Here is a 20,985-nt window from a genome sequence, read left to right on the forward strand (position 1 = left end):
TCACGCGAGCAGGGAACGGCCGATGATCTCCTTCATGATCTCGGTCGCCCCGCCGAAGATGGTCGTGACACGGCCGTCGGTGAAGGCCCTGGCGACCCGGTACTCGGTCATGTAACCGTAGCCGCCGTGCAGTTGCAGGCACCGGTCGGCGACGCGTTTCTGCAGCTCGGTGGCCCACCACTTGGCCATCGCCGCGTGCACGGCGTCGAGTTCGCCGCCGTTGTGGGCGTCGATGCACCGGTCGACGAAGGTGCGGGTGACGGCGCACTCCGTGGCCATCTCGGCGAGTTCGAAGCGGACGTGCTGCAGCCGGGCGAGCGGACGCCCGAAGGCCTCGCGCTCCTTGACGTACCCGAGGGTGGTCTCCAGCAGGTGCTCGGCGGCGGCGATGGCGCCGACCGCTATGCAGAGGCGCTCCTGCGGGAGGTTCTGCATCAGGTGCACGAAGGCGCCGTGGAGCTCGCCGAGCAGGTTCTCCTTGGGCACGCGGACGTCGTGGAAGAAGAGTTCGGCGGTGTCCTGGGCCTTGAGGCCGATCTTGTCGAGGTTGCGGCCGCGCTCGAAGCCCGCCATGCCGCGCTCGACCACCAGCAGGCTCATGCCCTTCGCACCGCCCTCCGGCTTCGTGCGGGCCACGACGATCACCAGGTCGGCCAGGATGCCGTTGGAGATGAACGTCTTGGAGCCGTTGAGCAGCCAGTGGTCGCCGCGGTCCTCGGCGGTGGTGCGCAGGGCCTGGAGGTCGGAGCCGGCGCCGGGCTCCGTCATGGCGATCGCCGTGACCGTCTCGCCCGTGCAGAAGCCCGGCAGCCAGCGGCGCTTCTGCTCCTCGGTGGCCAGCGCGGTCAGGTACGGGCCGATGATGTCGTTGTGCAGCTCGACGCCGAAGCCGGCGGCGCCGGAGCGGGCGAACTCCTCGGTGAGGACGGCCCCGAAGCGGTGGTCCGTACTGCCTCCGCCGCCGTACTCCTCGGGGACGGTGAGGCCGAGCAGCCCCTGCCGGCCGGCCGCCAGCCAGGCCTCGCGCGAGACGACGCCGTCCTTCTCCCACTGCTCGTAGTGCGGCTCGACCTCCTTGGAGAGGAAGGCGCGGACGGTCGCGCGGAAGGCTTCGTGCTCGGCACCGTAGATCTCACGCTTCATCGTGCGGGCCCTTCTGGAGCTGTCGGAGTCCGGGCAGTCCCCAGTCGCGGGCCACCTCCGCCGCGTCGGCCCCCGGCTGCGCGGGCGGGCGGCGCAGGGTGCCGGGGGTGGCGGAGAAGCGCGGGGCGGGGGCGGGCTGGGTGATGCCGCCGGGCGCGGCGAAGGTGCCGCGGGCGGCGAGGTGCGGGTGCCGGGGTGCCTCGCGCAGCGAGAGGACGGGCGCGACGCAGGCGTCCGTGCCGGCGAACACCTCGGTCCACTCGGCGCGGGTGCGCTGCCGGAAGCGTGCCGCGATGGCCGCACGCAGCTCGCCCCAACGGGCCGTGTCGCTACGGGCGTCCGCGACGCCCTCGACATCCTCGATGCCGAGGAGCCGGGCGAACTCGGCGTGGAAACGCGTCTCCAGCGCGCCGACGGCCATGTATTCCCCGTCGGCGGTTTCGTACGTGCCGTAGAACGGGGCGCCGCCGTCGAGGAGGTTGGCGCCGCGCCGGTCCTGCCAGCCGCCGGCCGCGGTCATGGCGTGCAGCATGGCGGTCAGATGCGCGGTGCCGTCGACGATGGCGGCGTCGACGACCTGGCCGGTGCCGGCGGCGCGGGCGTGGTGGAGGGCGGCGAGGACGCCGACGACCAGGTAGAGGGAGCCGCCGGCGTAGTCGCCGAGCAGGTTGGCGGGGGCGTACGGGGGCCCGTCGGGCGGACCGGTCAGACCGAGGGCGCCGGTGACGGCGATATAGCCGATGTCGTGCCCGGCGGTGGCGGCGAGCGGCCCGTCCTGGCCCCAGCCGGTCATCCGCCCGTACACCAGGCGGGGGTTGCGGGCGAGGGCGTCCTCGGGCCCGACGCCGAGCCGCTCGGCGACACCGGGGCGGTAGCCCTCGACGAACACGTCGGCCCGCGCGGCGAGTTGGAGAACGGCCTCCCGGCCGGCCTCCGTCTTGAGGTCGACGAGGACCGAGCGCTTGTTGCGGTTGGTGATGTCGTACCGGGGCTCGACACCGAGCCCGGGGCCGCCGGGCCGGTCGACGCGGACGACATCCGCGCCGAGATCGGCGAGCAGCATCGCGGCGAACGGCGCGGGACCGATGCCCGCGAGCTCGACGACCCGCACACCGGTGAGCGGACCGTGCGGACCGTGCCCTGTCCCTGCCATGCGGCCCCCAACGCCCACGCCCGTGTGACATATTCGCTGTAACACCCGCGATGTTAAGAACGTGTTCCACTCTCCACAAGCCCCGGCGGGCAGCGGAGTTGCAGGTTCTCGGCCTTGCGTGATCAAGAGCTGCGAGGGCAGCGGTTCAGCGCTGCCGAGGGTCACCCGGGTTTGGCATCCCGTGCATGCGAGAAGAGTCGCTTCATGGTCTCCGTCCCCACAGTCGACTTGCGCACCTGGCGGACCGACGGCAGCCCTGCCGTAGTCGACCGAGCGCTGCGCACCGCAGGGTTCCTGCTCGTCAGCGGGCATGGCATCGCTCCGGACCTGCGGGCCGCCGTCCGTGCGCAGGCCCGTGTGTTCTTCCGGCTTCCGGAAGAGGACAAACGGCCGTACGCCGTCGAGGTCGGCGGGCGCGGCTGGCTCGGGCCGGGCGCCGAGGCCAACGGGTATGCTGAGGGCACCGAGACGCCACCCGACCTCAAGGAATCCCTTTCGTTCGCGGCGGAGGGACCGGGCGAGGACCCGTCCGTGGGGTCCGAGTGGTTCGCGCCCAACACCTGGCCCGCGGAGGTCCCTTCGCTCCGGCCCCTGGTGACCGCATACCTGGCCCGGATGCGCCGTCTCTCGGACGGCATTCTGGAACTGCTGGGTGTTGCTCTCGGCGAGGGTGAGACCTTCTTCACCCGGCACACCACTCGTCCCACATGGGGATTCAACATCAACTGGTACCCGGACCTCCGGACGGCCGGCTCCCCGCGGCCCGGCCAGTTCCGCATCGGGCCGCACACGGACTTCGGCACGGTCACCGTCCTGGACCGGCAGCAGGGCCGAGGAGGACTGCAGCTCTTCACCGACGAGGACGGTTGGCAGAACGCCCCGTACGACCCGGATGCCCTCACCGTCAACATCGGTGATCTCATGGCGTTCTGGACCGGAGGCCGCTGGCGTTCCGGTCGGCATCGCGTACTGCCGCCACCCGTCGACGAACCGGCCGAGGAGCTGATGTCACTGGTCTACTTCTACGAGTGCAACCCGGGTACGGACGTGCTCGGTATCGATTCGCACCGCTACCTGAGAGAGAAACTCGACGCCATCCGCGTCCGCTGACGCCCGTCAGCGCGCGTCGAGCTCGGCGACGAGCCGTTTGGGGGCGATCGTGCGGTAGCTCTCCTCCACCCAGTCGCAGAGCAGCTCGACGGGCGCGCTCCCGCCCGTCAGCGGGATCGACACCCAGCCGTGCCGCCCCAGCCCGTACCGGCTCGGCGCGGCACCGGGGACGGCGAGGGCGTGGCCGTGCGCCTCCTCGTCCTTGAGTTTGACGCCGATGCCGGGGGTCTCGGTGTTCCCCTCCGACCCCAGGAAGACGAAGATTTTCTTGTTGACCTTGACGACCGCATCCTCTTCCCAGGGGAACTCCTCGACCGCGCCGGGGAGTCCGAGCGCGAACGCGCGCACGGCGGCGCGGGCCTTGAGGGGAGCGGGGGTGGTTGCTCTGCCTGCCATGTGCTCACGCTATCCCGCACCACTGACAACGCAGCGGAACCGGCTCACAGCAGGCCGGCCTCCTGCAGGATGCGCCGCACGGCCGCCCCGGCGCCGTCCGGCAGGGGCGTCAGCGGGGGCGCGGTGGCCGGGCAGTCGATGACGCCGAGCAGGTGCAGGGCGGCCTTGAAACCGCCGAGCGCGGAGGATGCGGCCCCCATGGCGGCGGGGTCGCCGGTGCCGGTGAGGGCGAACAGGGCGGCCAGCCGGTCCTGTTCGGCGGCGGCCTCCGCCCAGCGGCCCGCACGGGCGTGCTCGTAGAGGCGTACGTACCCGTCCGGGTCGACGTTGCCGAGCCCCGGCACGATGCCGTGCGCACCGGCCAGCAGGGCGGCGTCGGCGGCGAGTTCGGAGCCGGTCAGCACGGAGAAGGTGCGGTGCAGGCCGCGCTCGCGCAGCGCACCGAGCAGGCGCCGCAGGGCGTTGAGGTCGCCGCTGCTGTCCTTGAGCCCGGCCAGGGTGCCGTCCTCGGCGAGGGCGAGCACGGTGCGGGCGTCGAGCTTGGTGCCGACGGAGGAGGGGATGTCGTACCCGACGACGGGCAGCCCGCCCCCCTCGCGCACGCGCCGGAAGTGGGCGGCGGTCTCGTCCGGGTGCGGGACGACGTAGAAGGGCGCGGTGACGACGACGGCGTCCGCCCCGAGCGCGGCGGCGGTGCGGGCGTGGGCGAGGACGCGGGCGGGGCTCATGTCGACGGCCCCGGCGAGGACGGGCACCCGCCCCGCGACGACCTCGACGACCGTCGCCAGGACGGTGCGCCGCTGCGCGTCGTCGAGCAGGGCGGCCTCACCGCTGGACCCGAGCGCGAAGACCGCTGCCGCGCCGGCGGAGAGGACGCGCTCGACGAGGGCGCCGAGGGACCGGGTGTCGACCTCGCCGGCCGGGGTGAGCGGGGTGCAGAGGGGCGGGACGACGCCGGTGAGGATGGGGGTCACTCGGTGGTTCTTCCCCCGGGCCGCCCCTTCCCGAAACTCGTAACGGGGTGTTCTACGGGGGAGGCCCCGCCCAGCGTCTGACCAGGCGGGGCGGGGCACTGCTGCCGGTCAGCGCGGGTCCGTGGCGCTCTGCGTGTCCTCGGGGGACGGTCCGGGGTCAATCTTCAGGGCGCAGTCGGGGCAGGCGTAGACCGTGGTCCCGGAGTTGCTGCCGGTGTCGCGCCACCCGACAGCCACACGGGCTTCCGTAGGCCTGCCGCATCGGCAGCACCGCGTGGCGCTCATGCGGTCACCGCCATGGCGGTGAACAGCGCTCCGGGGTAGCTGTACGGGTAGTCCCGTCCCTCCCACATTGCTTCGATCGCGCGGCGTCGTTCGCGCTGCTGCCGACGTTCGAGTTCCCGTTCCCAAGCGACCAGGTAGCGCGGAACGAGCGGGCGGGTATCGGGCGGGAGGATGTACCGGGCGAGGTGATGCGGCGGGATCGGCTTGTGGCCGCCGCAGATCACGTAAGGCGATTGGGTCGGCGGGGTTGGCACCGGGGCGGGGGCGGTCGACACCGGGACCATCGCAGGGGTGCAGCGTCTTCCGTCGTGCCTGCCGTGGGCGGGCAGCAGCAGGCGGAGCACCCATAAGAGGGCGCGGGCGATAGCATCGCGCATGAGTCGTTCAGCTCCTCGAAAGCTGGTCGGCTAAGCCCCGATAGACCGGTCCTAAGCGGTCTGTCGGGGCGTTTTCGTGTCCGACGGTAAGACAACTGGTCTACCTCCGTCTACCTCAGTCCATAGACGTATGCCATCGGATGCCAACATGGCTTGTTGTCTACTGTTCCCCTCATGGCTGCACCTGAGATTGATCACGAGTCCCCGACCCCGGTCTATCGGCAGATCGCCGCTGTGATCATCGGTGACATCGAGAACGGCACCCTGCCCGTGAATCGCCGGATTCCCTCCGAGGCGACCTTGGTGCAGCGTTTCGGAGTGGCGCGCGAGACCGTGCGCAACGCAGTCCGCTTCCTGCGTGAGGAAGGCTACGTATTCACCGTTCCTCAGCGCGGGACGTACGTCCGAGACCGAATCGCAGGAGGCAGCCCCCAAGACGGCAAGTAACCCCGTTCGCACGCCAGCGTACGAACGGGGCCAGTGGCTACGCCCTCACCGCCGGAGCGGCACCCCAGCGAAGGGGCGGACCGGGGCGAGAGCTTGAGCGCGTCCGCCCAGTTCGGGCACGTCTGCCCGTACTCAAGGCTTGTCCGGTCGGGAGCGTTGCCGTCCGGCCCGCGGAGCCGTCATGGTCGACGTGGCTTCGCGGGCCGGGGACTAATCGGCACGGGTGACCCTCGCATGGTCGGTCACCACGCGCCGGAACAAGTCGTGACCGGTGCGCCCAGCATGGTGTAGAGCCCAGTCCTGCGCCGCTTCCTGTTCGTCCTGTGGGCCGGAGCCTTCGCAGCAGGCGTCCGCAGTGCAGAACGCTTCGAAGACGACCCCTCCTTCGGGCACGTGCGTGATCGTGTGCGGCACGTACCGGTAGACAGCGCGCGTGGTCACTGGTGCCCCTGACCGTGCTTCCGGATCTTGATGTCGCAATCCGTGGCGGTTGTGAAGTCGCCTCTCGTCCGGGCGTTCAGGCGGGCTGTTGCCAGTCTCAGACACTCAACACAACCGGGTACCGGCTTGGGTGGCTCAAGGGACGGCGCCCCCATGAGGGGCGCCGGTGACATGGTGGTCCTACGAGTACGCATCCCCGCTCCTCGTGACGTCTGAATGACGACCACGCTAGGAACCGAGCAGCCTCAACTCCCAGGAGGTTCTACGAGATTGCACGGCAGTTACCGGAGTGCATCCATGGCTGCCGTGATCAGTGCTCGTGCCTGTGTCCCGTAGACGGCCATGTCGGCCAGTTCGGCGAACGTGTCTGCGTACATGGCGACTTCGCTCGGCTGTGTGATGGTGAGGTAACCGGATACCAGCTCGACGTTGACCTGTGCCGCATCGTAGATCCAGAACCCTTCGACCGGCATCCGTGAGCGGTGGCGCTGTTCGGGCACGATGCCCAAGCTGACGTTGGGGAGGGAGCCGACCGTGGCCAGGTGGCCAAGCTGGTCAGTGAGCATGTCGTCGTCGCCGAGGCTGTTCCGCAAGGCCGTCTCCTCCATGAGGAAGGCGAACCGCCGGCTCCCCTCGTGCAGCACACGTTGCCGTTCCATGCGCGCAGTTACCGCCTCGACCACGTCGTCAACCGTCACCCTGCGCCGCTGCACAGCCCGCAACACTGTCTCGGTGTAGGCGCGGGTCTGGATCAATCCGGGCACGAGTCCGGGTGAGTACGAGCGGAACCGGCGGGTGCGCTCGTACAAGGGCAACCGGGCTTCCTGCGCCTGCTTCAGCCCGGTGCGTTCCATGCGCCGCCAGTCGATCCACATCCCCTCGGCAGTGCGCAGCGAGGCGACCAGATCGGCCGTCTGATCCTCCGCACCGGTCGCCCGGCACCACGCCCGGATGTCATCGGCGGAAGGCGGAGTCCGCGCGTTCATGATCCGTGACGACTTGGACGCATGCCAGCCGCACAGACGGGCGAGATCACGCCCGGTCAGCCCAGCATCCCGGCACAGCTCCGCGAGCCGGTCCGCCAGAGCCTGCCGGGCCTGCTGAGCGCTTGAAGACGGAGAGACAACCATGGGGCCAAAGGATCAGCGGGGCCGGTACTCCTCGTGCGGGGTGGCCCGTTCCCAGACCGTTTCAAACGCCGACTTCACGAGGTCCACGACAGCCGGTTCTGTGCGCCATTCACGGTCGACCACTTCGCCGATGCCGGAGAAATAGGTGAACAGTACGGCCTTGTCATCGAACATCCACAGATCGGTACCAGGCAGCGCGATGTCTGCTGCCTTGCGCCGGGCCAGCCACCGCACCTGCTCACCAGCCACGATATTCGGGAACGTCACGTCGTACTCGTACCGGATGTAGTCGGTCACCGGTTCGGAGACGATCCGGGCGCGCTGCATCACGACCCCGCGCGCTGTCGTCTCGGCCACCACGTCGAGGAACGGGCGCCACCACGACGACCGGTCGCCAGCGGGATCAAGGCGCTTGCCCTGCTGCCAAGCGATGAACTCGGGATCGCTGGGCTGATAGGTGTCGCGCATCTCCAGGTGAACGGCTGACTGCGTGGCCTTGGCCAGGCCCTCATGTACGGGCGTCGTCATCTCTTCCTTACTCGCTGTCGGGCTTGGGGATGAACTGGAGCATGACCTTGGGGAGTCGGATGATCGTCTCGTGGTCCGGCACAGTCGTGGAGTGACCAGGGATCGAACCGATCTCCTGGCACTTCTTCACCTCCTCCTCGGTGGCCTTGTAGGACTGGATCAGAAGGTCACCGGATTCCTCGTCGAGCCAGATCGTCGGAGAGTCCGTGTCCGGGGTATTCGGGATGATGCCGAGGAACTTCAAGGCCATGCTCGCTCCCACGGTCGAAGGGTTGCACCAGTGTGCACGGGCGAGCCTCGCCCCTACGGCAGAGAACCGTCAAGTGGACGGAGTAGTACGGCATTTGAAACTACATCTGAGCATGACGAAACCCCGCACCTGCATACCCGGTGGGTAGCAAGTGCGGGGTTCATGTCAGCCGACGAGCACGTTGTTCAGGCGGGCGGCCGCCTTGCCGCCGAACAGGGCGAGACCGCAGTAGAAGTCGATGCGGGTGCGGTAGACGGGCTTGTCGTGAGCCTCGCCCAGGTCTGTTGCCTGGACTCCGCCGTTGGTCAGTCCGGAGACTCCGGCGTCGGCTTCGCCCGTGCCGAAGCGGACGGCGTAGATGTCGCCGGTCTGCTTCCCGCCGGTGCCCGTCGTCAGCGGCAGGACATCGGCCCCATCGAGCTTCTGTCCGGCGTCCAGGAGCGGGATGCCCTTCCACGTGACGGTGCGCTTGCCTGCGATCTCCTCGCGCAGGAGTTCGCCACCGCCGAGCCGGCGGAACCCGGACTCGATCTTGGCCCGGAGCGCGGCGTTCATGTACAGCGCGCCGTTGGAGCCGCTGATGCCGCGTACCTGTGCTGTCAGGGCATCCAGGGCGTCAAAGAAGTCATGGCCGTTGGCGACCGGGCCCGCTCCCTTTGCGTCCAGTACCTGAGCGCCGAACAGCCGCTTGCGCAGACCGTCGAAGCCCTTCGGGTTGACCTCCACGTCACCGTTGAAGAACTGGTCCGCGAAGTGGACCGAGGCAGCCTTGATCTTGAGCGTGGTCTGAACGGCACGCTGATCGTTCAGGTCACCACGCGTCTGCACAATGAACTTGTCCACGTCGGCATCGCCGCCGAGGATCGCCAGGGTTTCGATCCGCTGGTTCAGCGTGCCCGTGCTCTCCGGATACGCCTCGTTCACCGCCCGGAAGGACACCCCGGGAAGCGTGGACTCCTCGTTGTACTTGAAGGCGTTGCCCGTCACCTGAATCAGCGGCAGCCGATCGAGGATCGGGGATTCCTGCACAAACATTTCAATGACGCCACGCTGCAACATGTCGGTAGAGAGCTTTGCAGATTCAGCAAGGGTGAGAGCCATGAGTTTCCTCCTTTAAAGGCATGCAAATGTGGCGCTCACGCGAGCGCCGCCTAATTGCCGATGGCTGACATGACCCACAGAAACGCTCAAATAAGCCATGCGAGTTTTTCGCCTCCCTGCCGCTCTGGAAGGCGAGGGGAGGGGGCCACCCCCCTGGGGAAGCCGCACACTATGACCGAATGGGCTTCGCATTCGCAGCAGCCCAACCACCCGGTTGCCGCTTAGCGGTCTCGCGGTTGTGACACCGCGTGCACAGCGGACGGAGCCGGCTGAACGCGTCAGGATCGGCAACCCCTTGAGTCACCAACTCACGCCGGGACAAAGGGAAATGGTCGGCAACCGTGGCCGTGCGACCGCACAGCAGACACCAACGGTTCCGGTACAGGTACGCCTTACGCGTGCGCTGCCACCGTGTCCCGTAGCCGTTGGCCGCACTCGTCCCGCGCTGCTGTTCCGCCTCGCGTTGGTGCTTGGCACAGCGGCCACCCGTGGTCAGCTCGGGGCACCCGGGGACAGAGCACGGGGGGCGGGGCTTACGGGGCATGGGGGTACCTCCGAACTACGGAGGGGGTGAAGCATTCTTCGCCCCCGCAGTCTTCTTCACCAGGCGAAGAATTTTTCACCAGTCAATTCCTCGACATCGGTGGTGTCAGTGAGTTCCCTTGTGTTGGTCTTGGAGCATGACAACAACGACCGGGAGCGGTAACAGCTCGATTAACACTCCAAAGTTCGAACTTCGCTGCGGTGGTCTGCACTTGACTGTTCAGCGCATCCCTAGATGGTTGGTGGGCGGTCTCGCCACTGCCACGGGAAGCGGGCTCGCGGCATGGATCACATCCCGCTGACACACGCCGCCATGTCAGGGGGCGCTGCGCGGAGCCCACCATTCGGCGTAAGGCGGGGTGTGTGTGTTTGGTCGTACAGCGATCCCGTGCTGTCCTACCGCCATGAAGCGAACGAGCGACATAGCCGAACCCCCACACCTCGAACTCCGTTGCGGTGGACTGAACTTGACCGTTCAGCGCATCCCTAGATGGCTGGTGGCAGCTCTCGCCACAACCACCGGAAGTGGGCTAGCAGCGTGGCTCACGTCGCGCTAACACCGAACTCGGTACGCGTCTTGAGCTGGTGGCACTCGTGGCACAGCACTTGGACGTTCGAGTCCACGTCTTCACCGCCGAGGGACAGCGGGCGCACGTGGTCCACGTCCACCCCGTCCGCGGGGGAAGTCACCCAAGCACCAGTCGCACCAGGCCGAGCCCCGTTCCTGCACTCGCCGGCGAAGCCTCGCAGCAGCGTCCCGGCGGTTCGCCCGTCGCCTGCCCCGTGCTCGTCGGGTGCGGACGCTCGGGCGACCCTCGTACGCCCCGTGGTGCGTCTTGCAGCGTCCTCGGTGTGTGGCGGGCTCGGTGCAGTCGATACAGCGCATGTGCGTCCCCCTGGTGGTGGTCGTCGTTGTGTGCCCGCCCCCGGACTCGAACCGGGGAACTCTGCGGAATGCGTACGGATCTCCCCGAGGGGGCCGGTACCGCGCACCTCTAGCCGTTGGGTCAGCGGGCTTGCATGTCCTCGCCGGCTCGGGGCCAGTCCGGACACGGTGGGGACCGCACGCGCTTACAGCCCCTTTCGGCGCCCCCGATCAAGAGGCGGTTACTCATGGGCGGTGCGGTCCCCGCACGTTGCCTCACGACCCCTGCGGCCACCCCCGAGTAACGCGGGGGCGCGTGGTGCACGGGCAACGCTGGTTCCGAGAGTCGGGCACTCAGTCCGCCAAGGTTCCCCCTCGGGGTGGGTGCGCGGTAATCCCGCTCTCTCGGTGCGATCAGTAGGGACGGACGAGTTCCTAGGGGCGTCACCGTTGCTGCGGTGCACCTGGTGCGGTCTCGTCGCGCTCCGCTTCCGGGAGTAGTAGGGACGGACGGATTCCCGCTGGTCGGTCCCCCGGTGGCGCAGTGCCGTTTGAGGTACCGGTCTCTCTTTCTTTGTATTTTTTCTATGTGTTCTAAAAAAGTGGTGTAAACCGTCACTCCAACACCACTCAGCCTGCTGTAGAGCAGTCCGGAGCGAGCCCTGAGCCGGCGGGGCCCGGGGGAAGCCCCGTACGCCTGCCTGCGGGCACGACAAGGCCCCGGACGGCCAAGTGATCGTCCGGGGGCGTCCGCAGCCCCCAGAGGCCCTATGCGGCTGCGGATATCGCGCCCTGTTGGAGCCGCGCGCGGGCACCAGGCGCGGGGGCGTGCTCGGGGTTGTTCTCGTGTTCGACTTCCGCAGCGACGGCGGCGAGTTCCTCAATAACGGGCTCAAGGTCCCCGGTGATGGTGAACTCAACGCGTCGCAGGTCGAGTGTGCGCCACCCGCCCTTGGTGCCGCGCTTGACCGCCAGGTGGGCACCGCTGTCAATGAGCATGGCTCGCTTGCCCTCAGTGTCCGCCGCCTGCCACTCGTCGGCGAAGGTGCGGCCCGTGGAAACGACCTCACGCCGGGGCTCGCGCTTCTCCCGGGACTCCAGCTCGGCCAAACGCGCTTCAAGGGCATCCGCGCGGCGCTGCCAAGCAGCCATACCGGCTTTGGACTTGCGGCGGCCCTTCTGCTCGTCGTGCTCCTCCATCTCCGCAACGGTCGCGTCGATCTCCGGCTGAGGGTCGTACCCCGGTATCTCGGTGACGCGGGCGATCTGCACCGGTCCGGCAGTCCGCAGGAACTCGGCGGTCACGTACTCGTCCACCCACGTGGCGCGGACGGTGGCCGGAGCATCGCAGTGCGTCCCGTACTTGTAGGACGAGCACCCGTAGTTCCCCGAGGACTTGTTGAGGTACATGCGGCCGCCGCACCCGTCGCAGTGGATGACGCGCAGCAGCAGCGCCGGCGAGTCCTTACGGCGGGGCGCCTTCTCTGCTGTCGGCTTCGGCGTGATCAGTACGGCGACCTGGTCGAACTCTTCCCGCGTGAGGATCGGTTGCGTGGTGGCCATGACTGGGTTGCCCTGGTCGTCCCGCACAGGCTTGCGGGCATGCATCTTCCAGCCCAGGAGCGTCGGGTTCTTGAGCATGTTCCGGATGGTCTCCGACACCCACTGTGCGGGCCGCTTCTTCGGCTCGGCGTTCTCGGTGGCGTCCCGGGTATCTGCGTCGGTGGTGCCCTTGTTCCTCGCCTTGTACGCCTTCCAGTGCTCGGAGGGGGGCAGTACGCCGTCACGGTTGAGTCCCTGTGCGATGGCGTGCAGGGTCTTGCCGGACACCAGCTCGGCAATGATCCGCTCAATGACGTTGACCGCATCTGGGTCAGGGACAAGCGTCCAACCGCTCCCGCCATGCTCCTTGGGCATGGGGGAAGGCAGGTAGCCGTACGGGGGACGGCCGCCGCCACGCCAGCGCAGTTCCATCCGGCGCATGGCTGCCTGTGCCCCGGTGACGCGGTCGCTGATGCTCTGCGTCTCCACCTGCGCTGCGAACGCGAGCATCATCATCATGAGCTCGGACGTGGGGTCCATCGGGTTGCGGAAGTCGAACACCAGCCGACCCCCGCCGATGCCCTCGGCGAACACGAGCATCTTGCGATGGGTCCGCGCCCACTTCGCGAGATCGTGCATGTCCGCCATGGACCGGATGGCACGGTCGAAGCGCCACCACACCAGGGCGTCAAAGTCATCGGGACGTGCGAGCCACCCGCCGAGCTGAGGACGGTCGAACGGTCCGATCTTGGAGGCGGACACGTCCAGGTCGACCGCTTCGCGCAGCGCGTCGCCTCCGCCGAAGTCGATCCCGAGTGCTGCCGCTGCTATGTCGTCGGCCTCGCGCTGCCGCTCGGGACTGGTCGTCTCATCCGTCCGAACCGACAGGCGGACGCACCGGACCCCGCGCAGGGTCTCGGCGAACACGGTTCCTACAGTTGTGTTGCTCCCCATGCTCTTTGTGGGGAGCAACGGTTGCCCGGAGGCATTGACCTGCGCAGATGTCGCCGCATGTCCCTGTTGCATGCCGCTGGTAGGGACCAGTGAATTCCCGGCACCCGCTGCTACGTCGCACTTCTCCATGCGGGCCGTAGGGACGGAGAGATTCCCAACGCCTCCGACCGTGAGCCCTGCTACATCGCTCTTCTCCATGCCCTCCGTGGAGAGCAGAGGTTGCCGGGACCGCTTGACCTGCGAGGACGCCACCATGGGCCGACCACTCCAGAACTATCACTCTGGAGTTTCGGGGCTTCGCGAAACCGGGCCTGTGCCCCGGACCCCGGGGTGGCTGCTCGACGTTGCCGGGGTTGTGCCCCGTCAGGGGCGCTGGGGGTCCCCCCAGCGGTAGCTGGGGGAGGAACTGCGCGACCAGCCACCGCGGGCCCGCAGCCGACTGGTCGACGGTTCCGGGGGCGGCAACCCCCGGTGAACGGCGCCCCCTACGCCCCCCGAAGCGCCGCACGGCACAACGCATCCGCCGCCCGCGTCGTCTCCGGCAGCCGGAACCCCCGTGCCAGTCGCAGCACCTGCGCGCACGCCCCGTCCAGGCTCACCCGGTGGCCCACGGACACGAACACCGGCTTCACCCCCTCGCGGGTGCGCAGCGCCCGCCCCACCTCCTCCTCCCCGTCGAGCAGCGGCGCCGTATCGCCCCGCAGGGGCCCCGGCTGGTCGTAGCGGAAGGTGAACGGGTTCTTCGCGACCCCGACGGTCGGCAGGCCCGTCAGCACGCCCAGGTGGCTCGCCAGGCCGAAGCGGCGCGGGTGCGCCAGGCCGTAGCCGTCGCAGACGACCAGGCCCGGCTCCACGGCGAGGCGGTCCAGCGCGGCCAGCACGGTGGGGATCTCACGGAACGCCAGCAGGCCGGGCACATACGGGAAGCTGACCCTGCCCACGGCCGTCGCCCGCCCCACGACCTCCAGCGTGGCCGCGTCCAGCGCCACGGCGGCCGCGGCGACGACGTCGCGCTCGTCGTCGTAGGCGACGTCCACGCCCACCGCGACCAGCGGCGCGTCCGGCGCCGGGCCGGGCTCGTCCAGGATCACACGGCTGCGCAACTCGTCCTGGACGGCTGTCGCTTCCGCCTCGGTCGTGGGCCAGTCGGGCGGCACACCGCGGGACGTATCGGTCATGGCACTGGTCATAGTGGTTCCCACGCTACGGCACGGGCGTAGCCTGTCGATCATGTTCGTAATGGAGCTGACGTACATCGCGCCCATCGACCGCATCGAGGCCGCACTGCCGGAGCACGTCGCCTGGCTGGATTCGCACTACGCCTCCGGGGTCTTCATCGCCTCCGGGCGCAAGGACCCGCGGGACGGCGGCATCATCATCGCCCTCGGCGACGACCGGACGAAGATCGAGGAGATCGCCAAGAGCGACCCGTTCAGCGTGGCGGGGGTGTGCGAGTACACGATCACGAAGTTCTTCGCGACGAAGACCGCCGAGCCGCTGGAGCAGTACCGCGAGACGCTGCCGTCCTGACCGTCACCGTCCGGATCGCCCCAGCCGGGCGATCCGGCCCTTCTCCCCCGCCGCCCAGCAGCCGCCGTCCGGGGCGCAGGCGACGGTGTCGTACGAGCCCGTGTCGAAGCCGTGCCAGCTGCGGCCGCCGTCCGTGGTGAGGTCGCTGCCCGTCGGGCCGACGGCCACGGCCGTGGTGCGGCTGTGCGGCAGCCAGGCGGCGCCGGAGCGGTAGGCGGCGGGCGGGAGTGCGGCCGCGGCCCAGGTGGTCCCGCCGTCGCCGCTCGCGGCGGCGGCGTGCGGGGACGGCTGCCCGGCGCGGTAGTCGCCGCCGACGGCCAGCCCGTGCGTGCGGTCGCGGAAGGCGAGGGCGAAGACGCCCCGGGCGGGGTCGCCCGCCGGTACGGGAGTGGCGGAGGCCGTCCAGGTGCGGCCGCGGTCGGTGGAGTGCAGGACGCGGGAGACGGCGCCGCCTCCCGTGGCGATCCACGCGTCGTGGCGGCCCGAACTCGCCACGCACTGGCCGCTCGCCGCGAAGGCGGCCTCGCCGGGCAGGGCCGACGGCATGCCGGCGGAGGGCAGGACGTGCCAGCTGCGGCCGCCGTCGCCGGTGCCCAGGACGCGGAAGCGTCCGTCGACGGGGTCGCCGAGGGCGATGCCGTGCCGGTGGTCGAAGAAGGTCATGCAGTCGTAGAAGGCCTTGGGGTCGGTGTTGCGGAAGGCCTCCGTCCAGGTGCGGCCGGCGTCGTCGGTGCGCAGGATGCGGGAGGCCTCGCCCTCGCCGATGGCCAGGACCACGGCGTGCCGGGCGTCGAAGGCCTTGACGTCGCGGAACTCCAGTCCGCCCGCGCCGGGCGGGGAGACGGTGCGCCAGCGGCGGCCGCCGTCACGGGTGAGCAGCACGGTGCCCTTGGTGCCGGCGACCCACGCGGTGGACCGGCTCACGGCCGCGAGCCCGCGGAAGCGCGCGTCGGTGCCGGCCGGCCGGGCCTCCCAGGACCAGGAGGGGTGCGGGGCGGCGGCCTGGGCCGGTGCCTGGAGAAGGAGCCCGCAGACGGCTGCGGCCAGTGCGGCCAGGCCGCGTCCCATCGTCCGACTTGTCATGGACCGGCAAGCTAGCGGAGGCCGGGTGGTGGCGTCCACGGCCCGAGGCCGTCAAACATTCATCCTTTCGGCCAGGCGCATGTGGCTGGACGGTCGATCCATGCGTGCGCGCGGCTGCCTAGCGTCGGGGGGCATGACGCAGATGCCACCGCCGCCGGTCGCCGGTGCGCGCCCCCGGACCGCCCGCGGACGAGCCTGGCCGGCGGCCGCCCTGTGCGGACTGTGGGTGTGCGAGGGCCGTCTGCTCGGCAGGGCCCACGCCTACGCGTCGTACTCCGCCGCCGCGCACCACGCGCATCTGCTGGTGTGGATCGCCGGGCTGCTGGTGGCGCTGTGCGTGCTGCCGTGGGCGCCGCTGACCGCGCGGGCGACGGCGGCCGTCGGGGTGTCCTGGGCGGTGACCGGCCGGCTGCTGGCGGACGGGCAGCCGGTCCCCGCGTGGGGCCTGACCGAGAGCGCGGCCCTGCTGGTGCTGCTGTGCCTGGTCGCCTGGCGCACCCCGGTGCGGCCGGCCGTGCCGCTGGGGATCGCCCTGGCGGGCGGGGTGCTGGCCGCGCCGGTCCGGGACGCGGACGCGAGCGGCACGACCGTCGTCGCCTCCGCGCTCGTCGTGGCCGGCGTCGCCGCGCTCGGACTGTGCCTGCGCTACCGGGACGCCGAACGCGCGCAGGCGGTGGCCGCCGCACGCGAGGCCGAACGGCGGGAGCTGGCGGGCGAGCTGCACGACTACGTCGCCCACCACGTGCAGGCGATGACCCTGCTGGCCAAGGCCACCGGGTCGCTGGCACAGGACGAGCGGGTGGCCGCCTCGCTGCGCGACATCCAGGAGGCCGGCGACGTGGCCATGACGACGGCCCAGCGGCTGCTGAGGGTGTTGCAGCAGGACCACCCGCGCCGGGAGCCGCTGCCGGGGCCGGACCGGATCGCCGAACCCGTCGAGGCCTTCCGCCGCGCGCATCCCGGTGCGCGCGTCACCTTCGACGTCGACCCGTCCTTCGGTGCCGGGCTGGCCCCCGAACTGGCCGCGTCCGTACGCCGGATCATGGACGAGGCGCTGGCCAACGTGGCCAAGCACAGCCCCGGCGCCTCGGCCGTGGACGTCACGCTGCAGCGGTCCGGGGAGCGGCTCTTCGTGTCCGTCCGCGACGACGGCGGGCGCGGTGCTCCTCTGCGGCCGCCCGAGGAGAGCGGCGGGCTGGGCCTGGTGGGCCTCGCCGAGCGCGCGGACGCGATCGGGGGCTCGCTGACGGCGGGGCCGGTGGCCGGGGGCGGGTGGGAGGTGCTGGCCGTCCTGCCGGTTCAAGCGTGACGCAGGTCACGCTCCATTCATCGCACTGCCGTAATGGTTCCAACGTCTCACCCTTCGAGGAAGGCACGGACCGCACCACCCGGACATCAACCGCAAGGGAGCAGGCGTTGTCCACTGTCATCGACCAGGCTGTCCAAGCACGGCTCATCGCGTCGACTCCGCCGACCCGTACGGTCCGGGCCCGTCTGCGGTACGCGAGCGCCGACCCGTTCGCCGTCCACATCGTCTTCCCGCCCGCGGCCTCGCTCGACGGCTCGGAGGTCTCGTGGACCTTCGCCCGCGAACTGCTCGCGCGGGGCCTGCTCACGCCGTCGGGCACGGGGGACGTCCGCGTCTGGCCGTGCGGACCGCAGCGCACCGTGCTGGAGCTGCACGCGGCGGAGGGTGTGGCGATGGTGCAGATCGACACGGCGGAGCTGCGCGGCTTCCTGGCGGGCTCCTACGCGGTGGTCCCTGCGGGGTCGGAGGGGGTCCACTTGGACGTGGAGGGCGATTTGGCGGCACTCCTCGCCCCGTAGTTGGGGGCGCCCCGCAAGGGGCGCTGGGGGTACCCCCAGCGGTAGCTGGGGGAGGAACTGCGCGAGCAACCACGACGCGCCCGCAGATGACGTGCCGCGCCCCCTACCGAACGTTGACGTACACAGCCCAATCCGTCCCCGGCAACACATGCACCCGCCACGCCCGCGCATAAGCGGGCACATACGGATCCCGCGGATCGTAGAGAATCGCCACCGGCATCGTGGATGCCGCATCCACGATGCCCCGCACCGTCGTCGACCGGTTGTTCCCCATCGTCTCCGCGGACGCGCACCCCGCCTCGTACGCGATCGGCTGCGCCCGCGGCCCCGTCACCAGACACGGCGCCCTCACCCCCAGCCGCCCCAACTCCTGTGCGGCGCGCCGGTACCGCACAGTCGTGTCCCGCGCATCGGCGGTGTTCAGCCGCAACTCCTTCAGCTGCACGGCACCGTGGGCAGCCAGCACCACGCACACCACGCCCGTCACCGCGCGCCGCCCCCGGGCCACGCGCACCACAAGTCCCGCCACCGGCAGGGAGAGCAGCGCGTACACCGGCAGCAGGAACCGCGGCGCCGAGTAGTCCAGCAACAGCACATACGGCGCCGCCAGGGCCACCGCGCAGGCGATGGGCAGCAGCGTCACCGCCCGCTCCTCCCTCCGCCCCACCGCGCACGCCGCCACCACCAGCACCGGCAGCAGCAGCCACCACAGCGCGTGCGTCGGCGACGGCCCGGCGATGTGGCAAGGGCGGCACAGCTGCGGCCCGTTGAGGCTGCGGTAGGCGGCCCGCAGTCCCGCGCCGAGGTGGGCGCCCATGCCGCCTTCCGTGTCGCTGGAGAGCGACAGCCGGTTCCCGATGCCGCCGAAGCGGACGTACGCCTCCACCGCCCACTGCACGCCGCCCAGCGCGAGCCCGCCCAGCACGGCGGCCACGGTGCCGGGCCGGCGCCATTCCGGTGCCGCGGCGCACACGGCGAGCAGGGGCAGGGCGAGCCAGACGGCATCGGGCGCGCGGAAGAGCGCGGCCGCGGCGAGCGTGGCGGTGAGGCCGACGAGGGCCCGGCGGCGTCCGTCGCCCCGGGTGCGCAGGAACCACCCCACCGCGGCGACGGCCGACAGTGCGATCCACAGGTTCGGCATCACCTCCGGCCCGCTGAGCACCGTGATCCACAGCGTGGCGAAGAGCAGCGCCGCGAGTGCGACGCGCGCCCGGCCGACCAGCGGATCCCACACCCGGAACGCGGCGTAGAGCGCGGCCGAGGACAGCAGCACCAGCACCACCCGCAGCACGGGCACGGACGGGGTGACGGCGACGACAGGGGCGACGAGGAAGCTCACACCGCGCGAGCGGGGCGCGCTGAAGAACGCGGCCGGGTGGCGGGGATCGACCTGGGAGAGGTACACGGTCTCGTCCCAGCCGAGGTCCATGTGCGCGACGGCATAGCAGAGTTGGACCACCGCGTATGCGACCGCGACGGCGAGCAGCCGTCCATCGGGCGCCCGCCGCCCCGTAGTTGCCATGCGTTCCTTCTACCGCATCCGCGCCTACTGCGTCTGCGTTCCTTTCGCCCGCTCGCGGGATGCGGTGATCTCCGCCTCCGCGGCGGCCCGGTCCGCCCAGCAGGCGCCGTCGACGGACTTGCCGGGTTCGAGCTCCTTGTAGACCTCGAAGAAGTGCTGGATCTCCAGCTTGTCGAACTCCGGCAGGTGCCGCAGGTCGCGCAGGTGCTCGTAGCGGGGGTCGCCGATGGGGACGCACAACACCTTGTCGTCCTCGCCCTGTTCGTCCCGCATGCGGAACATGCCGATGGTGCGGCACCGGATGAAGACGCCGGGGAAGGTGGGGTCGCCGGCGAGGACGAGCGCGTCCAGCGGTTCCCCGTCCGCGCCGAGCGTGCCGTCGACGTATCCGTAGTCGGCGGGGTAGCGGGTGGAGGTGAACAGCATCCGGTCCAGCCGGATGCGCCCCCGTTCATGGTCCATCTCGTACTTGTTGCGGCTGCCTTGCGGAATCTCCACGACGACGTCGAACTCCACGGGCGCGCTCCTCGGTAGCGGTGGGCCGGCCGGCCTTCATGGTGGCGCGGAGCGCCGGTGCGCGCCATGGCGCCCCGTAAGGGGCGCGGGGAACTGCGCGACCAGCCCCCACCGACCCGCAGCCGAACGCACCACCCTGGGGGTCCGGGGCGCAGCCCCGAGAACGTCGACTACGGGCGCGTCGTGGCCGATCGCGCAGTTCCTCCCCCAGCTACCGCTGGGGGTGCCCCCAGCGCCCCTACGGGGCGCAGGTCCGGCACACGCGCCGCAGGCACCCGGTGCGCCGTCACCACGATCTCCCGCGCCACGGCGTCGGGTTCACCCGCCGCCGACCGGTACGTCAGCACGACCACGCCGGCCGCCGCCACGGCGCCGGCCGCGACGGCCAGCAGGCCGCCGGCGAGGCCGTACCGGAAACCCTCCCCCAGCACCACGACACCGACGGCCGCGGCCACCACCGGGTTGACGATGGTCACCGTCGACAGCGGGGCCGCCAGCCCGGCGCCCCGGTACGAAGCCTGGGACAGCAGCATCCCCGCGGTGGCGAGCACCGCGATCACCACGAGGGCGGGCAGCAGCGCACCCACGCGGTGCGCCTCGAAGTCCTCGTCGGCGGCCTTGGTGAAGACCGAGGCCATTCCGAAGGCCGTCCCCGCGGCCGCCGCCAGCACCACGCCGCGCACGACGGGTCTGCGCATGCAGCGCGCGAGCAGCACCAGCGCGGCCACGCAGGCGAGCACGACGCCGGTGAGGACCGGACGTTGGGCGCTGCCCAGGGTTTCGGCGCGCGGCGGGCCGGTCAGGCTCAGCAGCCCGGCGAGGCCGGCGGTGGCCAGGAGCGCGCCGCGCCATCCGGCGCCGCCGACGGGCCGGCGGTCGAAGAGTGCCGCCATGGGCAGTGCGAAGACGATCGTCAGCGCGCCGAGCGGCTGCACCAGGCTGAGCGGCCCGAAGGCGAGCGCCACCACGTGCAGCCCTGCGCCGGCGCACGTCAGTGCGACCGCGCCCCACCAGCCCGCGCGGCGCAGCGGCAGAAGCGCCCCGCCGCCGGCCTCCCCGGTGGCGGCGACCCGCTCCTGGGCGATGGCCGCGGCCGCGTAGCAGCCGGCGGAGACCAGGCAGAGCAGAACGGAGGCCACCAGCGCGCTCACTGCTCTCCTCTGCGAGCCGTCCCGAAGTCGTCCATGTCTCCACGATGCCTCGCGCCGGAGGCTCCCGTCGTCGTCCCTGAGGACGGATCTTTTCGTACTCCCTGAGGAGTACGGGCC

The 20,985-nt window shown here is 70.5% G+C and carries 23 protein-coding genes; 5 read left to right on the forward strand and 18 right to left on the reverse strand.

All coding sequences use genetic code 11. The annotated features are described in order from the left end of the window. Positions 1–1,143 (reverse strand): acyl-CoA dehydrogenase family protein, encoded by a 1,143-nt coding sequence (locus HG542_RS00130; protein ID WP_171077864.1) that lies wholly within the window; start codon positions 1,141–1,143, stop codon positions 1–3. Next, entirely contained in the window at positions 1,133–2,296 is a 1,164-nt protein-coding gene (locus tag HG542_RS00135; RefSeq protein WP_171077865.1) for a CaiB/BaiF CoA transferase family protein, read from the reverse strand. Before HG542_RS00135 ends, HG542_RS00130 begins: the two co-directional genes overlap by 11 nt. A gap of 204 nt (positions 2,297–2,500) precedes the next feature. On the opposite strand from HG542_RS00135, the gene HG542_RS00140 reads away from it, so the two are divergent. Further along, a complete protein-coding gene (locus HG542_RS00140; RefSeq protein WP_171077866.1) occupies positions 2,501–3,406 on the forward strand; it encodes an isopenicillin N synthase family dioxygenase in 906 nt (301 codons plus the stop codon). A 6-nt stretch (positions 3,407–3,412) separates the two neighbouring features. Here the strand turns inward: HG542_RS00140 and HG542_RS00145 are convergent, their stop codons facing one another. The 4 genes from HG542_RS00145 to HG542_RS00155 form a co-directional block, all read right to left on the reverse strand. Then, positions 3,413–3,802: an MmcQ/YjbR family DNA-binding protein gene (locus HG542_RS00145; RefSeq protein WP_171077867.1), complete on the reverse strand. Its 390-nt coding sequence runs from the start codon at positions 3,800–3,802 to the stop codon at positions 3,413–3,415. Positions 3,803–3,846: 44 nt separating this feature from the next. Continuing rightward, entirely contained in the window at positions 3,847–4,776 is a 930-nt protein-coding gene (locus HG542_RS00150) for a dihydrodipicolinate synthase family protein (RefSeq protein WP_171077868.1), read from the reverse strand. Between the two features lie 108 nt (positions 4,777–4,884). Next, complete coding sequence (locus HG542_RS34635; protein WP_255315706.1) at positions 4,885–5,013, reverse strand: hypothetical protein; 129 nt, start codon at positions 5,011–5,013, stop codon at positions 4,885–4,887. 44 nt (positions 5,014–5,057) lie between these two features. Continuing rightward, a complete protein-coding gene (locus HG542_RS00155) occupies positions 5,058–5,438 on the reverse strand; it encodes a hypothetical protein (protein ID WP_171077843.1) in 381 nt (126 codons plus the stop codon). Positions 5,439–5,612: 174 nt separating this feature from the next. Between HG542_RS00155 and HG542_RS00160 the strand changes: the two genes are divergently transcribed. Next, positions 5,613–5,885: a GntR family transcriptional regulator gene (locus HG542_RS00160; protein ID WP_171077869.1), complete on the forward strand. Its 273-nt coding sequence runs from the start codon at positions 5,613–5,615 to the stop codon at positions 5,883–5,885. 210 nt (positions 5,886–6,095) lie between these two features. On the opposite strand, the gene HG542_RS36235 is transcribed toward HG542_RS00160, so the two are convergent. The 8 genes from HG542_RS36235 to HG542_RS00195 all read right to left on the reverse strand — a co-directional run bounded on the left by HG542_RS36235 (position 6,096) and on the right by HG542_RS00195 (position 14,417). Continuing rightward, positions 6,096–6,431 (reverse strand): DUF7848 domain-containing protein, encoded by a 336-nt coding sequence (locus HG542_RS36235; protein ID WP_438816686.1) that lies wholly within the window; start codon positions 6,429–6,431, stop codon positions 6,096–6,098. A 176-nt stretch (positions 6,432–6,607) separates the two neighbouring features. Continuing rightward, positions 6,608–7,456 (reverse strand): helix-turn-helix domain-containing protein, encoded by an 849-nt coding sequence (locus tag HG542_RS00165; RefSeq protein ID WP_171077870.1) that lies wholly within the window; start codon positions 7,454–7,456, stop codon positions 6,608–6,610. A 12-nt stretch (positions 7,457–7,468) separates the two neighbouring features. Continuing rightward, complete coding sequence (locus tag HG542_RS00170) at positions 7,469–7,984, reverse strand: DUF6879 family protein (protein WP_171077871.1); 516 nt, start codon at positions 7,982–7,984, stop codon at positions 7,469–7,471. A 7-nt stretch (positions 7,985–7,991) separates the two neighbouring features. Beyond that, positions 7,992–8,234 (reverse strand): hypothetical protein, encoded by a 243-nt coding sequence (locus HG542_RS00175; RefSeq protein WP_171077872.1) that lies wholly within the window; start codon positions 8,232–8,234, stop codon positions 7,992–7,994. Between the two features lie 165 nt (positions 8,235–8,399). After that, positions 8,400–9,335, reverse strand: a complete 936-nt coding sequence (locus HG542_RS00180) for a major capsid protein (protein WP_171077873.1) — start codon at positions 9,333–9,335, stop codon at positions 8,400–8,402. A gap of 1,086 nt (positions 9,336–10,421) precedes the next feature. After that, positions 10,422–10,568, reverse strand: coding sequence for an HNH endonuclease (locus HG542_RS35875; protein ID WP_229922756.1), 147 nt, complete (start codon positions 10,566–10,568; stop codon positions 10,422–10,424). Positions 10,569–11,511: 943 nt separating this feature from the next. Beyond that, positions 11,512–13,239, reverse strand: a complete 1,728-nt coding sequence (locus tag HG542_RS00190) for a recombinase family protein (protein WP_171077874.1) — start codon at positions 13,237–13,239, stop codon at positions 11,512–11,514. Between the two features lie 485 nt (positions 13,240–13,724). After that, on the reverse strand, positions 13,725–14,417 hold the full coding sequence (locus HG542_RS00195; RefSeq protein ID WP_171077875.1) for an endonuclease V: 693 nt from the start codon (positions 14,415–14,417) through the stop codon (positions 13,725–13,727). 52 nt (positions 14,418–14,469) lie between these two features. Here HG542_RS00195 and HG542_RS00200 point away from each other — a divergent pair, with 52 nt between their 5' ends. Next, positions 14,470–14,769, forward strand: a complete 300-nt coding sequence (locus tag HG542_RS00200) for a YciI family protein (protein WP_171077876.1) — start codon at positions 14,470–14,472, stop codon at positions 14,767–14,769. A 3-nt stretch (positions 14,770–14,772) separates the two neighbouring features. Here HG542_RS00200 and HG542_RS00205 read toward each other — a convergent pair whose 3' ends face one another. Then, the gene (locus tag HG542_RS00205; protein ID WP_229922757.1) at positions 14,773–15,852 is read right to left on the reverse strand and encodes a WD40/YVTN/BNR-like repeat-containing protein; all 1,080 of its coding nucleotides are present in this window, start codon (positions 15,850–15,852) and stop codon (positions 14,773–14,775) included. Positions 15,853–15,985: 133 nt separating this feature from the next. Between HG542_RS00205 and HG542_RS00210 the strand changes: the two genes are divergently transcribed. After that, positions 15,986–17,161 carry a sensor histidine kinase gene (locus tag HG542_RS00210; RefSeq protein WP_171077877.1) on the forward strand — a complete coding sequence of 392 codons (1,176 nt, stop codon included), beginning with the start codon at positions 15,986–15,988 and terminating at the stop codon, positions 17,159–17,161. A 107-nt stretch (positions 17,162–17,268) separates the two neighbouring features. Next, on the forward strand, positions 17,269–17,679 hold the full coding sequence (ssgD, locus tag HG542_RS00215) for a spore wall synthesis regulator SsgD (protein ID WP_171077878.1): 411 nt from the start codon (positions 17,269–17,271) through the stop codon (positions 17,677–17,679). A 103-nt stretch (positions 17,680–17,782) separates the two neighbouring features. On the opposite strand, the gene HG542_RS00220 is transcribed toward ssgD, so the two are convergent. The 3 genes from HG542_RS00220 to HG542_RS00230 form a co-directional block, all read right to left on the reverse strand. Beyond that, on the reverse strand, positions 17,783–19,201 hold the full coding sequence (locus tag HG542_RS00220) for a hypothetical protein (RefSeq protein ID WP_171077879.1): 1,419 nt from the start codon (positions 19,199–19,201) through the stop codon (positions 17,783–17,785). Between the two features lie 24 nt (positions 19,202–19,225). Then, a complete protein-coding gene (locus HG542_RS00225; protein ID WP_171077880.1) occupies positions 19,226–19,717 on the reverse strand; it encodes an inorganic diphosphatase in 492 nt (163 codons plus the stop codon). Positions 19,718–19,887: 170 nt separating this feature from the next. Beyond that, positions 19,888–20,868: a DMT family transporter gene (locus HG542_RS00230; RefSeq protein ID WP_171077881.1), complete on the reverse strand. Its 981-nt coding sequence runs from the start codon at positions 20,866–20,868 to the stop codon at positions 19,888–19,890. Positions 20,869–20,985: the final 117 nt, after the last annotated feature.

This window comes from Streptomyces morookaense, assembly GCF_013030945.1.
Classification (GTDB): domain Bacteria; phylum Actinomycetota; class Actinomycetes; order Streptomycetales; family Streptomycetaceae; genus Streptomyces; species Streptomyces morookaensis.